The organism is Bacillus pseudomycoides DSM 12442, from assembly GCF_000161455.1.
Taxonomy (GTDB): Bacteria; Bacillota; Bacilli; order Bacillales; family Bacillaceae_G; genus Bacillus_A; species Bacillus_A pseudomycoides.
In genome coordinates this window covers 940,642-954,931 of record NZ_CM000745.1, presented here as the reverse complement: position 1 = coordinate 954,931, position 14,290 = coordinate 940,642, and the positions used below count along the sequence as shown (strand labels likewise).

The following is a 14,290-nucleotide window of genomic DNA, read 5'->3' as shown; positions in this document are numbered from 1 at the left end:
GCTTCGCGCCGTTTACATTGTAGTAATTCCATACCGATCCAGTTTGTTTCCACCCTGTATCAGCACTTGCATAAGTAGCTACTGTTGACCCCATAACTGTTAGACCAACTGCCATAGCTAACATTTTGATGTTTTGTTTCATAAATTCATATTTCCCTTCTGTTGACCTATTTATCTATCAAGCATTAACAGTGAGGGCGTTGCAAAACTAAAATAAATATTCAATATTATAAGTTTTTCGTTTTCATAGACAATATTAGCGACTAAACAACAAGATTTGAAGTGTACAATTATAATATTATAACAAAAATTCCAATCATTTTTCATGCGATATTGCATAAAAACGATTGGAAAGAAAATAGAGGTTGCCATTCACTTGTTTGTCTATCAATTAACTGTCCTGCTGTTTTATTCGCATAACAAATGAAACAACATTATTATCATTCAACACTTTCTATCGTAATACAGAAAGAATAGTATTTTTTCGTTTTTTGGGTAATGATTTGCCTTAACTTGATGAATCCCTTTTTTACATATAAGTCGCTGCTATGAAAAACAATATGGACTTGCACTCGTTTTCTCTCTCTGGTTTCACTTGGCATGGAGAAAAAAAGAGCTGACCGCTTCTACCCATGATCGAATCCTCTCTCTTACCCAAAAAGAATGGTTTTCTATCAGTTTTTCATTTTATATAATTTTGATTTCCAACATATAAATTACGGTTATGAAAACAAAAGCAGATCTCCACTCATTTTCTCCTTTTGTTTTCACTTGGCATGGGGCTAAAAAAGGATCTGACCGCTTCTACGCATGGCCAGATCCTCTATTCCCCCTCTAAAAAGAAAAGGTTTGTCTTTTTTCTATTTAGGTTTCTACTTATTCTTATACCAATCTAACATACACTCTGCATCTTCTAAACGCGTATGCTCTAATTTATAATTTGTGGATGCACTAGAGAAAGTCTGCGAACATAAATGCGCTCCACGCTGAAAATAAGATTGCGTTTTCTCGATTGATTGTACATGTCTTCTTCTTACTAAACCTGTATATTTAGCAATGTTACGATACACCATCGTTAACTGTTCTCCTTCTACTCTATAGCCACCTGCACGGAATGTCGCATATCCGAGTGACAAAAGTAATCCAAACAAAGGTAACAGTGTCCAAATCACAAAATATTTTTCAAAATATACACTTGCGCCTGTAATCGGAACTGCTAATATACAAAAGAAAAGAAAACTCTCTAATAAATAGCGGCGCAGTGCCGTTTTTGGCAAGGCTGTAACATTTTGATTTAGTTCATATGGCAACTGCAAATGAGCAAGCAATTCTGCGACGCGGTCTTTCCGAATGACCGGATGAAGCGTAACATTCTCCTCACCTTTTTCATCGTTTTGAATCACTTCTACATGCACAGAGCAGTAACCAAATGGTTGACGGAATATCCCTTCTTTTATCGTGATTCCTTGAATACGGTGCAGCTTTAACACAAGTTCTTTTCTTTCTAGAAGTCCTTGTGAAATGCGAACTTCATCATTTTTCCGATGCACGGTGAAGTTCGCGTGCTTTAAGGCGTAACCAAATGTGGATACAATCCAAGAAACAACAAGTAAGACCGCAACCATATAAATCCAGCCATACACATCATGATCCATCACATATGTTTCTACTCTTTCTTTCATCCATTTCGGGATATATTCATCTACTTGGGAGTAAATAAAGAATAATAAAGAGAACAACAAACCAAATTGACCAGATGTAACGGATGCTAATAAAATCTCTTTCCAAGTCAACTTATATTCCGTCCGATTTTCTTCTGTCAAACTAGCATTTACAGTATCCTCTTCTATTTCTGTATGTTCCTCTGCCCGTTCATTTAACATTGTAATTAATGTTTTTGCTTCGTCAGCTGTAATACCAGCTAAGCTAACCTCAGGCTCACCACCACCGCCAGCTGTTTCAATTTTGAGCTTCGTTAAACCTAATATTTGATATAACATACTTGAACTTGTATTAATCGTCTGTACGCGCTCTTTATTCAAGTAACTTTCTTTTTTCACAAATAGTCCTTGTTTAATGTGCAGTACATTATTTTCGATCCAATATAATTTATAGTACCACTCAACAATAACAGAGATAACTGAAATCACTAAGAAACCTATCGGTACTAAATACCAAAATGGAAATTTTCCTTTTAAACTAAACAGAAAAATAATAAATGGTATAAAGTCTGTAATCTTTAATTCAAGTAACATTGTGATTGGATGCTGCCTCTTATACATCCTCATCACTCACCTTCGCAAGTTCTCCAATTTGTCGTTTCAATTGTTCTGCTTCTCTCATCTTTAAACCTGGAATACTATGAGAAGTAGCGGCAGTTGAAATTTGTAATTCTGCTAAATCATATTTTCTCATAATTGGACCTTGCTCAATTGTAACGTGTTGCACGCGAATCATCGGAACTAATACACGCTTAACCGTAAACATTCCGTGCTGAATTTCTAATTCTTCTTCATTTAACCGATAGCTGTAATAACGCTGACGTAATTTCGGAAATATAAAGTAGTCAAACGGTGTATACACAACCGTCAATCCAATAAGTACATAAAACAGCCAAGCCCACCAATTAAATTTAATCATGAAAAAGAGATAAGCAAGGATTACTAATACACTTATGCCTAGTTCAATTAAAACACGAGCTTTCCAAACTCTGACCATATCAGGATGAATTTCATTTTCCAATGGCTGCATCTAATCACTCCAAATTTAGTAATCTAATATACGAATTCTCTCATTTACTATTTTACAGAAAATTACATGGAAATAGAAATGTTTTTATTATAATTCTTTCTTTTCATCATCTTTCTTCTCCGGGATGAAATAACCGAACCAAATAAACCAAATGAGGCTAATCAATGCCGTCCAGTCCTTTTCGCCTTGAAACGCATCAATTACATTCGGAAACTTATAAACTCCAATTAACCCAAGAAAACCAAGCCACCAGTCTTTTCGAAATTTCATCTTTTCCTTCTCCCCTCTACCGATTCATTGATTCTATCTATTTTCGATTCCCAATATCCACATCTCGGCTATGAAAACAAAAGAAGACCTGCACTCATTTTCTCTTTTTATTTTCACTTGTTGTAAAACAAAACATAGTCCCGTCTTCACTTGATTGTAACGTATATTTTATATTGAGCATTCTAGATATATCCTGAATGATTTTTAATCCTAACCCCGCTCTTTTACGATTCATATCGAAACCAATTCCATTATCCTTAATAGAAACAACCTTATTTTCAATGGTTATCTCAAGTTTTTTAGCTTTTGAATGTTTTAACGTGTTCTGGAAAATGTTATCAAATAACCTTTGAATCCATAAATCGTTACTCGTCCATATTAAATCCTTATTTATTGGATTATATATTAATTCAATATCATGAATACTATACAAATAGTCCCACTTTTTAACCATATCTTCTAATAAATCGTGTATATTCACCTCATGATTTAAAACATAAGAACTCTCTAATGTATCAGTGGATTGTAAATTAAATTCATTGGTTAATTCTGCAATATACTGTATTTGTTGATATAACGATTCTAGTATTGGTGCTTGATCATTATATTGACCTTCTAAGTAGAATAATTGTAACCTAACAGCTGTTAAAGGTGTATTAATATCATGTCTTAATTTATTTAAAAGTTCCTTTTTTATTTCCTCTTGCTGTTTAAGTTCTAATTCTCGATATGTAGTTCTTTCAATTAATAAATTTACCGCCCTGACGAGTTCCCCTATTTCATCGTCGTTTTTAACATCTAATTTATTCGGAACTTTTTCATCACTAGCTAAATTTCGAATGGTTTTATTCAATATATTTATTTTATTTAATAGTGAATTAATGGATTTCGAAAATAAAAAGGCTAACAATAATAACGATAAAAAAAAGACGCCTAGCATAGTAGGATATGCAAAAGATTCATGAAATGGAATATTATTATTTTTCGTTTTAAAGGCAAGATTATAAATGACTGACATAAAGATACTAATCAACAGTAATAAAAACGGTACGCTTATAACAGCAGAAAATAATAATAACTGGTATTTTTTCTTTAATTTCATTTCTTTATATAGGTATTTAATCTATACCCTTCTCCATATATATTTTGAATAATTTCACCCGTGTTATCATTGATTTTTGTTCTTACTTTTTTTATGTGCACATTCACGATATTTTGATTTCTATCTTCGAGTTGCCATAAATAATCAAAGAAATGTTCTTTCGTTAAAATACGATTCCTATTTTCATATAAATAGAAAAATATTTTACGCTCAATCGCAGTAAACTCAACTTCATTATGTAAGTTATTGTTGAAAACTTTTTTATGCTCAGCATCAATATATAAATGTTTGATTTGTGTAAAAGTACCATATCGATTATCTAGCATTTTCTGCATTCTTAGTAATAGTTCTCTAGGATCAAAAGGCTTTATCATATAATCCTCTCCGATTGTTAAACCTTGGAGTTTGCTGTCCATATCACTTCGAGCAGATAGAAAAATAATTGGAATATTTAATCCTAGATTTTTTATTTTCTTTGTAATTTGATAGCCATCTTCACCTGGCAACATAATATCCATTATGACTAAATCTATCTCGTGGATGATATCAATAACTTCTTTTCCTTCTTTCTTCCAACATACATAATACCCTTCGCGTTGCAAAATCTTTTGTAATACATCTCCAATCATTAAATCGTCTTCAACAATTAAAATTTTATATCCCTTCATCACATAGACCTTCCATTTTCAAAATAAGAATCTCTTAATGTTTTTCTACTTTTTTATTGATAAAATCCATGGCAAGATTATATATCTCATCAGGCTCATATAAATAAATGCTGTGTGTACCTTGAATTTTTATTACATCTGCTATCAATAGTTGCTCTGCAAACTCCTCATAATCTTTGTTTTTTTGTTTTGTATATTTCGAATTTTTATTTTGTTCAGCGATCGCAGCTAAAAATAAAATAGGTGTTTCTTTTGGTATCGGTAGGTTAACTGATTTTTTACCATTATTGTAACTCTGTAAAAGCTCTTGCTCCATATCATTATTAAAAAATTGTTTATATGATAGTGCTTTATACATTTCTTTTTCATGTTCAGTTAAAAAAGATTGCCGGATCACCTCGGGATTATACGTAACAGAAGGAAAAAGACGATGTACACCCATTTTCGTTAACAGATTGAATCCTCTTACTTTTAATGAATCCACTAGGTTCATTTTATGAGTTACGTATTGCTTCGGTAAACCAATATCTAAAGCAATAATTCCCTTCACTTCATTTGGATACTTTTGTGTCCAGTAAATTGCTTCGATACCCGAGATAGAGTGTGGCACTAATATATACGGAGGTTTATTTCCACTTTGTATGAGCGCTTCTCTACTTTGTTCTAACATCGTATCAATATCTCTATCATCGTGAAAAGCATCACTGTATCCATAACCGGCTCTTTCAATAACCGCAATCTTGTTTTCTTTTGAAAACTTGCTATATAGTCCTTTCAGTTCATAAGCAGGAGCAGCTATCCCAGATCCAGACATAAATACATATGTATCCTCACCGCTCCCTTCCTTGTATACATTGATTTTTTTATTATTAAAATTGACTAATGTTCCCTCACTTTTGATTAATGACGATTCTTTACTTAATTGATAATTATGGTATATAAAAACAGATAGTAACACCAGTAAGATAACCGTAATCGACACAATACATATATTCTTTAATACTTCACATAATTTTCTCATAGAATTCTCCTTTCAAGCTATATTGAAAGGATACGATACAAAAATAAATTTCTAATAAATTTTTCTAAATAGAAATCATTTGTTTGTAAAGGAATAATAAACGCCTTTAATTTTAAGCCTTCCAGTCAATGACTGTTGGCAAGCTTTTAAAGTTGTTTCTGTAATGTTTAAAGAAATGAAAGTATCATTTTAATGAACTACATGCTTCTGATTTAAAACTTTAATTTATAACGAATTACCTATCAATTTCGACAGGTTTTTTATTGTTTTAGAAGGAATATTATGGTTAATGCCGAATACTCCTGTTTAATAAATTATATAGAGAGATTTTAAAACAAATATAGTGAATAGTGTGCAGTTGAAACTCTAAAAGTGTATGAAGCTAGTTTTCATGTAGACTCTTATATTAAATCTGATGCTCTTTTAGCCCCAAAAGAAATTGCATAGTAACGAACTAAGACAATGAAATTTAATTCTGATATTACAGGGATTGCAGAATTTTTAAAGGAGACATATATATGGGATATATTATGGATTTGCGTAATTTGGTTGGAAGTAGACCTTTAATTATGGTCGGGGCGTGTGTCCTTGTTATAGATCATGAGCAGCGAGTTTTATTACAACTTCGAAAAGATAATGGATGTTGGGGACTGATTGGCGGTTCTATGGAGTTAGGAGAAACACTTGAACAAGTAGCTCATAGAGAATTGTTTGAGGAAACAGGACTAACGGCTGAGAATCTGAAATTAATTCATACATATTCAGGGGAAGCTTTTTATTATCAATATCCTCATGGTGATGAAGTCTATAATGTTGTGACGGCTTTTGAATGTAAAGAATATAACGGTCATTTAAGTCATGATAAGAATGAGGCAACAGACCTTCAATTTTTCTCTTTATATGACTTGCCAAAAAATATAAGCCCACCAGATAGACCTGTACTCGAAGATTATAAATTAAAATACTCATACCATCACTCACTTCAAAGCAATCTATAAATAGCGTAACACGATTACTTCCATTTGTTGAGCACTACTTCCCCAATCATTTTTCTACATATAGAAACGGGTAAAGAATACATACCAAAAGACCTCCAAGTATAGAGGTCTCTTTAATTTCTTTATAACTGATGTACGAATGATTGAGATAATCCTTTTTTACTAAAATCTCATCCACACTCCCACTCCAGATGTTCTTCTTTTAGACATAAAAACCCCCTTTGGTAAGCATAACCAAAGAGGGTGAAACTTCGTGACTTCATTTCAAAGCCACATATCAAATCGATATTCCCTTCCGCTGAAGCAACCGCAAACGATAACAATTCATCGTCACTTCTCCGAGGCGTTGCAACAATTGATAGTTTGCATATGCACCGACCGGAGCACCAATAATCGGCACAAGCTGCAGCATCTTCGCTAAATCGATATAATCGCGGTACTCTTGCTGGAATTTCTCCCAGTCCATATGATTTTCTTTCTCTGTGTCCCACGTTTCGATCGCTTTCCATATTTCCTTGCGATGATCATCACTTGAAAATGCTAATTGAAACACGTGCAGAATAAAAAGTCGCTCTTCTTCTTTACTCGTATCGAATCCATACATAGTCGCTGCATCGAATAAAAATTTAATTTTAATGCTGAGCAGGAGCGGAAAATCGGCCAGTCCTAAAAGAATACCACCAGCTCCTGTTCCGGCGCCTTCTGCTGCGGCAATCTTTTTGTACTCGTCCATTTTCTTTAACACTTCTGCATCTCTTCTTTCGAGCGACCAGTCTGTTTCTTTTAACTTCGGTTTTATAAAATTGGATCCGGCGCTAATACCTTGCACCATCTTTTTAATTGTTTCTGTTAACACATTTTGTACTTTTTCTGGAATTAGCTGTTGTACTTTCGTTTGTACCTTTTTCGAAAACCTGGTCATCATAGAAGAACTTTTCATGATTGTAAGTTTCCACTGCTGTAATTCTTTTATGACCTTCCCTTCATATTCAGTCATAAGTTCATTCCTTTCAGTTTAAACGCTCGATACGCTTTGCACCGTATTGATATACGAAAGCGATACTAAATACTATGCTAGCGGCAAGTAAAATACAAGTCATGATGATATCTTTTGTTGCGAAAGCAAAAATGATGGTAAATACAACACTGCCTATACATAGAATTGCATTTAACAGTTTCAGAAAATCCTTTTTCTTTTCTTCTGCGGTCACTGGATATAAATCAAGCCAAAGTTTTAAACGATGGTGTTTCCAAAGGCTTAATAGTTGATATCCAATTAAGTATAAAAATACGATACTCACAATAAAGCGTCCATATAAAAACGGTATAAAGTAAAGAATGACACCGCCAATCGCAAGTAAGCGAACATATAGACCAAAGTAGTTGCCAGATCTTAAAAATGTCCGTGTATACAAATATAAATATGTACGTTTTTCACCAATCATGGAAAGTACAAAATCAAGCCATTTCCGGCGTGATACTCGCTCTTTTAATGCTGGTACATCGACAAACATGTTGGCGATGCGGTACAGGCGCATCATTTTCTTTCCTTCTTCTGCAATTAAGTATTCCCAGTTTAACGGTTTTCCTTTTACCTTTTGATACATGAAAGCAAGGTATACAACCATTACAAAGAGAATTACTCCGGTGTAAATCACTGAAGTTCGCTCAACAAGGAAGTATACAAATAACCCGTTACATAAAAAGCGAACAAACCAATCCGCGCGCTGCATGCCTTGATCTGTTAAAAATGATTTTTCCCATGCTACAAATAAATTCCATGCTTTAACGAGAACAAGTGCAGCCACAATCCATATGTAAGCCCCTCCTGTTTGCTTCATCTGCTGGAAATATAGCGGAGCAAGTGCCGCCGCTACAATTGCGATTACATATAGCTGAATCATAAATGTAAAGAGAAATGCTTTTGTAAAGTATGGTTTTAATTTTTCTTCAACTGGAAGTAAATACACGAGATCCGCTTCTTTTAATAACGTTTGAATCGATCCTGCTGTTAATACAAGTCCTAATAGTACCGCCATAACTAGCGCGGTCGGAAATAAAGGAGTCAGTGTTTGCAACCATTGCTGATAATAATAGGCCCCTGCTCCAATGATAAATACGAAAATAAATTTTAAATGATCATTAAAAACATACTTACTATATGTACGAACTTCTTTTAAGAAATATTTGAACCGTTCTTTCCATAATGCTTTGCTATTCATAATCTTCTTCCTTTGTTAACGCAATATAAATATCATCTAGCGTCGCACCTGGCATGTTAAATTGTGATTGCAACTCAGATAACGTTCCTTTCGCACGAATTTCACCTTGATGTAAAATAATAAAGGAATCGCAGTAACGTTCTGCTGTCGCTAAAATATGGGTACTCATTAAAATACCAGCACCGCTCTTTTTCATCTTGTCCATCATTTGGAGTAATGATTGAATCGCTAATGGATCGAGTCCAACGAAAGGTTCATCGACAATATAAAGTGACGGTTCAACAAGAAAAGCACTCATAATCATCACTTTCTGCTTCATACCTTTTGAAAAATGAGCTGGGAACCATTTTAAACGATTCGTCATTCGAAATTCTTTTAATAATTGCCCGACGCGTTCTTCATATTGCTTCTCATCTATACCATATGCCATCGCTGTTAACTTTAAATGTTCTTCCAATGTTAACTCGTCATATAATACAGGTGTTTCAGGAATAAAAGAAAAACTAGATCGATACGCTGTCATATCTTCTCGAATTGTTTTTCCGTTAATTGTTACCGTACCTTTTTTCGGTTCCATTAAACCGATAATATGTTTAATCGTTGTACTTTTACCAGCACCATTTAAACCGATTAAACCAACAAGTTCACCTTTATTAACAGAAAATGAAACGTTTTGCAGCACCGGCCGCTTCGTATATCCTCCTGTGACATTTTCCACACGTAATAACTGTCCCATATGACACCACTTTCTTCGTTATATTCATTTGTTTTTACAAAAGCATATATTCCATCAGAATGTATACATTCATCTTACCAAAAAACAAAAGATACTACATAGTATCGAATTTCTTCAAAAAAAAAAAAATAATTTCTTTACATATCCTCTGCAAAACGGGACATCATAATTAGTGAAGAAGGAACACATTGAAAAAGCAACCACCAAGTTGATGAACATAGCCTAGCGAAATCATCATGAAATGGGGTGTCCATAATGGACAAAGAAAATTTACACGAAACCAGATAGTTTGTTTTATTTTAGAAACGGGGTGTCTCGAGGAGAGTATATACTGTTTTATAAAATAAACAAGTTCATTTCATAAAGGATTATCATTTCATTGTAAATGGGGTGTCTAAGGCAGAATACGAGCCGAATTGTCACATATTTCCTAAATAAATGAGGTGTCTGCGAACGGTAGATTATATTAAATGCTTTTTCAATCCCTCTTCAGAAAGCAGGAAGCTGAGTCAGCTTCCTGTTTTTCGTGTTTGTTCTCCTATGTAAGTATGGTAAAATACGGCTAAGACTACTTGAAAGGATGAGAATAATGAATCACACAGCCGATAATTGTATTTTTTGTAAAATCATTGAAGGACAAATCCCTTGCTCAAAAGTATATGAAGATGAACATGTGCTTGCATTTTTAGATATTAGCCAAGTGACAAAAGGACATACACTTGTCATTCCAAAGGTACATAAACAAGATATTTTTGCTTTAACGCCAGAAATCGCATCACATATTTTTTCTGTCGTTCCTAAAATCTCAAATGCGATTAAATCTGAATTTAACCCAGTCGGCTTTAACCTTTTGAATAACAACGGTGAGAAGGCTGGACAAACTGTATTCCACTTCCACCTTCATTTAATTCCACGCTACGGTGAAAACGATGGTTTTGGCGCTGTTTGGAAATCACACCAAAATGAATATACGACGGAAAATTTACAAAACATCGCAAGTACCATTGCAAATAGTGTAAAATAAGGGTAAGAATTCTCTCTATTTTGTACGAATTGTAAACCGTACTATAGAAACATATAAAATACGATTGTACATAACAAGCCTATTCCTCCAAAAGAAATGTACTGCATGGCTTGTTTCTTAGCCCAAAATGCTGGAGGATACGATCTTTTTTGCTTTATAAATAACAATAAATGCATAGCACGTACAAGAAAGAAAAGACTTACGATAAAACAAATTGTTGTCACAAGTTTCACTTTTCTCCCCCCTTGTCTTAAGCATATGCATTGTTTTATACATCATGAATACCAACAAAAAATAAGGAGGTTTCCTTTTATGTCAAAAGCTAAATCCTTTGTAACAGGTATCATTTTTGGCGGAGCTGTCGCTGGACTAGCCGTTCTTTTTTCTACTCCTTCTTCTGGTAAAGATATGCGGAGTAAACTAAAAGAAAAAGGAAATGATATAAAAAAAACGCTGGCTGATATTACTGCTGATACAAAATTATTAAAACGTCAAATTGTTGAAACAGCTTCAGAAGGTAAAGAAGTTTTTCAAGAATTGAAAGACGATATGCAGGATACGCTTTCCACATGGAAACAAGATATTTCCCAAAACAAGCTTCATATTGAACAAGAGATTTTAGACATTCAAAAATCAATTGAAAAACTGCAACAAGCAGTTCCAGAAAAAGCGTAAACAATGTTTCATTCTTAGTTTTTGCATATAACAAATATTTTTTATGACTATTTCTCTTCCCGCGACATATCACATAGATATGTCGTGTTTTTATGCATTTACAATATATGTTATCCTCTATTACGTGAAGATAACACATATAGTTATGACACCTAAAACGCTTCCACAGTTATGCATGATTTGTACAAGAATATAATTTTTCCTAAAAATTTTCACAATTCTCACAAAAAGACTTTATTAATTTTTATTTTACTGGCATAATAGATACTAATGAATAAGAATGTAAAAGTGGGTGAGTAAATGAAAAGTGGAGAAAAAGATTATTCGGTAAAAGAAGCCATGATTTTCAGTCAACGCATTGCTCAATTATCGAAGGCATTATGGAAATGCGTAGAAAAAGATTGGCAACAGTGGATTAAACCATATGATTTAAACATTAACGAACATCATATTTTATCCATTGCTTATCATTTAAAAGGGGCTTCTATTTCTGAGATTGCAAAGTTTGGCGTTATGCATGTATCAACTGCATTTAACTTTTCCAAAAAACTTGAAGAGCGCGGCTATCTTGTATTTTCAAAAAAAGAAGATGATAAACGAAATACGTATATTGAAATTACAGAAAAAGGGGAAACATTGCTGCTGCAATTAATGGAGGAGTATGACCCTGAAAATAATTCGGTCTTTAATGGCGCTCTTGCACTTCGCAATTTTTATGGTAAGTTCCCAGAAAATATCGAGTTAATCGCGATTTTAAGAAATATTTATGGACAAGATTTTATCGATATTTTTGAGAAATCACTAGAAAATATTGAGGAAAATTTTACGGAACACGATAAAAAATTAATTAAAAAATAATATTGATTATTTTTTCGCTGTCATGCGTAAAAATTCTTGCATAATTGGCTGAAATAAGCCCTGTCTATGTAGCGCTTCCGCAGTCTCGTTTACTTCGAGCTGATGTGGAAGCGCTTTTTCAAACTGATCCAAAAGAGCATCAAACAAAAGTAAGCCTTCTTGTTTTTCTACTATGTATTGTTCGTTCAATTGTTCACAAAGATTCAGTATACGTTCAATATCTTTTTTACGAGCTTTTTTCTTTATAATTAAAGAATAAAATGGACACTTATCTTCATCGATCATTTGGAAAAGAAGTTCTACATAATATTCAGCTTGCTCTAGTCGTTTTACAACGTCCATTTTTCCCCTCACTTTCTAACACAAGGTCTTCTATTTCTGAATTTTATAACACGAACAAAATATCGTATGATACAATATATAAAAGTATATGTATTTTGGCCAAAAGGAGGTATCTCCTCGTGACTCTTATAGAAATTGTTTTTGTCACATTTGCACTTATTGTTCTATTCTACACGAATTTCCTGACACATACACTGTGTGTGCGGAAACAACTATCCGAGAGCCGACAAACGAGCGCTTTTCGGGTTATTAATGTATGTATTACCATTCTATTAATTTCTAGTTATATAGAAATTATATTTCATGCAAAGTGAGGAAGGAAAGCCCCTTCCTCATTTTTTCCTCTATAAGCAAATTATACCTATAATGACTAATAAAATAAACAGTACAACCAATAAAATAAGTGATGAATTCATTCACCCATCCCCTCTCCTCTTTCCTATATATGCACATCCGCCCAAATTGGTACTCATTCCCAATCTGACAATCTTTATAAACAAATAGGTAATTTTTCTTTATCAATAGGAAAAGACGTCGAAATGTGATATATTAAATTTTGTACATATTGCTTATACTATAGAATAAAATTACCTTCAGCTAAATTTTATCCTCAGCCTCGGTAAGCCCTGTTAAGCAGGCTTTTAACTTTATAAGAAGGCGAAACCAGTGAGACTTAATCGGGCTCTTTTGGACAAGCATCATCTGAAATGAGGACGCTCTCCATTTGTGCGGGATAAATTAAAAATACATAATAGTAGGAGTGTTTATTGAATGAAGAAAGCTATGCTTGCCTTAGCAGCAACAAGTTTGATTGCTTTATCAGCATGTGGATCATCTGACAAAATTGTTACATCTAAAGCTGGTGACATTTCAAAAGAAGACCTTTACAAACAAATGAAAGACAGAGCTGGTAAACAAATTTTACGTGGTATGGTACTTGAGAAAGTACTTCTTAAAAACCATACAGTCGACGATAAAGAAGTTGACAAAAAATATGATGAATACAAAAAGCAACTTGGCGATCAATTTGACGCAGCTTTAAAACAACAAGGCTTTACAAAAGACTCATTTAAAGAAAGCGTTCGTGCTGAATTAGCGATGGACAAAGCTATTGAAAGCAGTATCACTGACAAAGAATTAAAAGAGAATTATAAACCTGAAATTAAAGCAAGTCACATCCTTGTAAAAGATGAAGCAACTGCGAAAAAAGTAAAAGAAGAACTTGGACAAGGTAAATCTTTTGAAGAATTAGCAAAACAATACTCAGAAGATAAAGGTTCTGCTGAAAAAGGCGGCGACTTAGGCTACTTCGGACCTGGTAAAATGGTAAAAGAATTTTCAGATGCTGCATATAAATTGAAAAAAGATGAAGTAAGTGAGCCTGTGAAATCACAATTCGGTTACCATATCATCAAAGTAACTGATATTAAAGAACAAAAATCATTTGAAGAAGAAAAAGCAAACATTAAAAAAGGCCTAGTTGAGAAGAAAAAACAAGATCCTCAATTCATGGCTGAGCTTCAAGACAAAGAACTTAAAAAAGCTGATGTGAAGGTTGAAGATAAAGATTTAAAAGATACCTTTGAGACTCCAAAAGCTGAAAAAGAGAAGAAATAATAAAAA

Annotated in this window: 18 protein-coding genes; 6 read left to right on the top strand and 12 right to left on the bottom strand. The window is 33.5% G+C overall.

What is annotated here, in order from left to right:
• Nucleotides 1–872: 872 nt before the first annotated feature.
• From BPMYX0001_RS04750 to BPMYX0001_RS04725, 6 genes are all read right to left on the bottom strand, one after another.
• Entirely contained in the window at nucleotides 873–2,282 is a 1,410-nt protein-coding gene (locus BPMYX0001_RS04750) for a PH domain-containing protein (protein WP_033798702.1), read from the bottom strand.
• A complete protein-coding gene (locus BPMYX0001_RS04745; protein WP_003195753.1) occupies nucleotides 2,275–2,751 on the bottom strand; it encodes a PH domain-containing protein in 477 nt (158 codons plus the stop codon). The genes BPMYX0001_RS04750 and BPMYX0001_RS04745 overlap by 8 nt, the downstream gene beginning before the upstream one ends.
• Nucleotides 2,752–2,838: 87 nt before the next feature.
• Nucleotides 2,839–3,021, bottom strand: coding sequence for a hypothetical protein (locus BPMYX0001_RS04740; protein ID WP_006093855.1), 183 nt, complete (start codon nucleotides 3,019–3,021; stop codon nucleotides 2,839–2,841).
• Nucleotides 3,022–3,115: 94 nt separating this feature from the next.
• Nucleotides 3,116–4,123 (bottom strand): sensor histidine kinase, encoded by a 1,008-nt coding sequence (locus tag BPMYX0001_RS04735; RefSeq protein ID WP_033798701.1) that lies wholly within the window; start codon nucleotides 4,121–4,123, stop codon nucleotides 3,116–3,118.
• Nucleotides 4,120–4,791 (bottom strand): response regulator transcription factor, encoded by a 672-nt coding sequence (locus BPMYX0001_RS04730; protein ID WP_006093853.1) that lies wholly within the window; start codon nucleotides 4,789–4,791, stop codon nucleotides 4,120–4,122. The genes BPMYX0001_RS04735 and BPMYX0001_RS04730 overlap by 4 nt, the downstream gene beginning before the upstream one ends.
• Nucleotides 4,792–4,825: 34 nt before the next feature.
• The gene (locus tag BPMYX0001_RS04725; RefSeq protein ID WP_033798700.1) at nucleotides 4,826–5,812 is read right to left on the bottom strand and encodes an alpha/beta fold hydrolase; all 987 of its coding nucleotides are present in this window, start codon (nucleotides 5,810–5,812) and stop codon (nucleotides 4,826–4,828) included.
• Between the two features lie 518 nt (nucleotides 5,813–6,330).
• Between BPMYX0001_RS04725 and BPMYX0001_RS04720 the strand changes: the two genes are divergently transcribed.
• Nucleotides 6,331–6,810 (top strand): NUDIX hydrolase, encoded by a 480-nt coding sequence (locus BPMYX0001_RS04720; RefSeq protein ID WP_006093851.1) that lies wholly within the window; start codon nucleotides 6,331–6,333, stop codon nucleotides 6,808–6,810.
• Nucleotides 6,811–7,087: 277 nt separating this feature from the next.
• Here BPMYX0001_RS04720 and BPMYX0001_RS04715 read toward each other — a convergent pair whose 3' ends face one another.
• The 3 genes from BPMYX0001_RS04715 to ecsA are packed head-to-tail and all read right to left on the bottom strand — an operon-like array spanning nucleotide 7,088 to nucleotide 9,768.
• Complete coding sequence (locus BPMYX0001_RS04715; RefSeq protein WP_003195743.1) at nucleotides 7,088–7,807, bottom strand: EcsC family protein; 720 nt, start codon at nucleotides 7,805–7,807, stop codon at nucleotides 7,088–7,090.
• Nucleotides 7,808–7,820: 13 nt separating this feature from the next.
• Nucleotides 7,821–9,032 (bottom strand): ABC transporter permease, encoded by a 1,212-nt coding sequence (locus BPMYX0001_RS04710; protein WP_033798699.1) that lies wholly within the window; start codon nucleotides 9,030–9,032, stop codon nucleotides 7,821–7,823.
• Complete coding sequence (gene ecsA, locus BPMYX0001_RS04705; protein ID WP_003195739.1) at nucleotides 9,025–9,768, bottom strand: ABC transporter ATP-binding protein EcsA; 744 nt, start codon at nucleotides 9,766–9,768, stop codon at nucleotides 9,025–9,027. The genes BPMYX0001_RS04710 and ecsA overlap by 8 nt, the downstream gene beginning before the upstream one ends.
• Nucleotides 9,769–10,357: 589 nt before the next feature.
• Here ecsA and BPMYX0001_RS04700 point away from each other — a divergent pair.
• Complete coding sequence (locus BPMYX0001_RS04700; RefSeq protein WP_003195737.1) at nucleotides 10,358–10,792, top strand: HIT family protein; 435 nt, start codon at nucleotides 10,358–10,360, stop codon at nucleotides 10,790–10,792.
• Between the two features lie 41 nt (nucleotides 10,793–10,833).
• Here BPMYX0001_RS04700 and yhzF read toward each other — a convergent pair whose 3' ends face one another.
• Nucleotides 10,834–11,025 (bottom strand): membrane protein YhzF, encoded by a 192-nt coding sequence (gene yhzF, locus BPMYX0001_RS04695; protein ID WP_003195735.1) that lies wholly within the window; start codon nucleotides 11,023–11,025, stop codon nucleotides 10,834–10,836.
• Nucleotides 11,026–11,104: 79 nt separating this feature from the next.
• Here yhzF and BPMYX0001_RS04690 point away from each other — a divergent pair, with 79 nt between their 5' ends.
• Complete coding sequence (locus BPMYX0001_RS04690; protein WP_006093849.1) at nucleotides 11,105–11,467, top strand: YtxH domain-containing protein; 363 nt, start codon at nucleotides 11,105–11,107, stop codon at nucleotides 11,465–11,467.
• A 300-nt stretch (nucleotides 11,468–11,767) separates the two neighbouring features.
• A complete protein-coding gene (locus BPMYX0001_RS04685; RefSeq protein WP_006093848.1) occupies nucleotides 11,768–12,325 on the top strand; it encodes an HTH-type transcriptional regulator Hpr in 558 nt (185 codons plus the stop codon).
• A 6-nt stretch (nucleotides 12,326–12,331) separates the two neighbouring features.
• Here the strand turns inward: BPMYX0001_RS04685 and BPMYX0001_RS04680 are convergent, their stop codons facing one another.
• On the bottom strand, nucleotides 12,332–12,667 hold the full coding sequence (locus tag BPMYX0001_RS04680; protein WP_006093847.1) for a DUF1878 family protein: 336 nt from the start codon (nucleotides 12,665–12,667) through the stop codon (nucleotides 12,332–12,334).
• Nucleotides 12,668–12,786: 119 nt separating this feature from the next.
• Here BPMYX0001_RS04680 and BPMYX0001_RS04675 point away from each other — a divergent pair, with 119 nt between their 5' ends.
• The gene (locus tag BPMYX0001_RS04675) at nucleotides 12,787–12,981 is read left to right on the top strand and encodes a hypothetical protein (protein WP_018766633.1); all 195 of its coding nucleotides are present in this window, start codon (nucleotides 12,787–12,789) and stop codon (nucleotides 12,979–12,981) included.
• 30 nt (nucleotides 12,982–13,011) lie between these two features.
• Here the strand turns inward: BPMYX0001_RS04675 and BPMYX0001_RS34840 are convergent, their stop codons facing one another.
• Entirely contained in the window at nucleotides 13,012–13,083 is a 72-nt protein-coding gene (locus BPMYX0001_RS34840; protein ID WP_224796251.1) for a YjcZ family sporulation protein, read from the bottom strand.
• A gap of 355 nt (nucleotides 13,084–13,438) precedes the next feature.
• Here BPMYX0001_RS34840 and prsA point away from each other — a divergent pair, with 355 nt between their 5' ends.
• Nucleotides 13,439–14,284 carry a peptidylprolyl isomerase PrsA gene (gene prsA, locus BPMYX0001_RS04670; RefSeq protein WP_006093846.1) on the top strand — a complete coding sequence of 282 codons (846 nt, stop codon included), beginning with the start codon at nucleotides 13,439–13,441 and terminating at the stop codon, nucleotides 14,282–14,284.
• Nucleotides 14,285–14,290 lie beyond the last annotated feature (6 nt).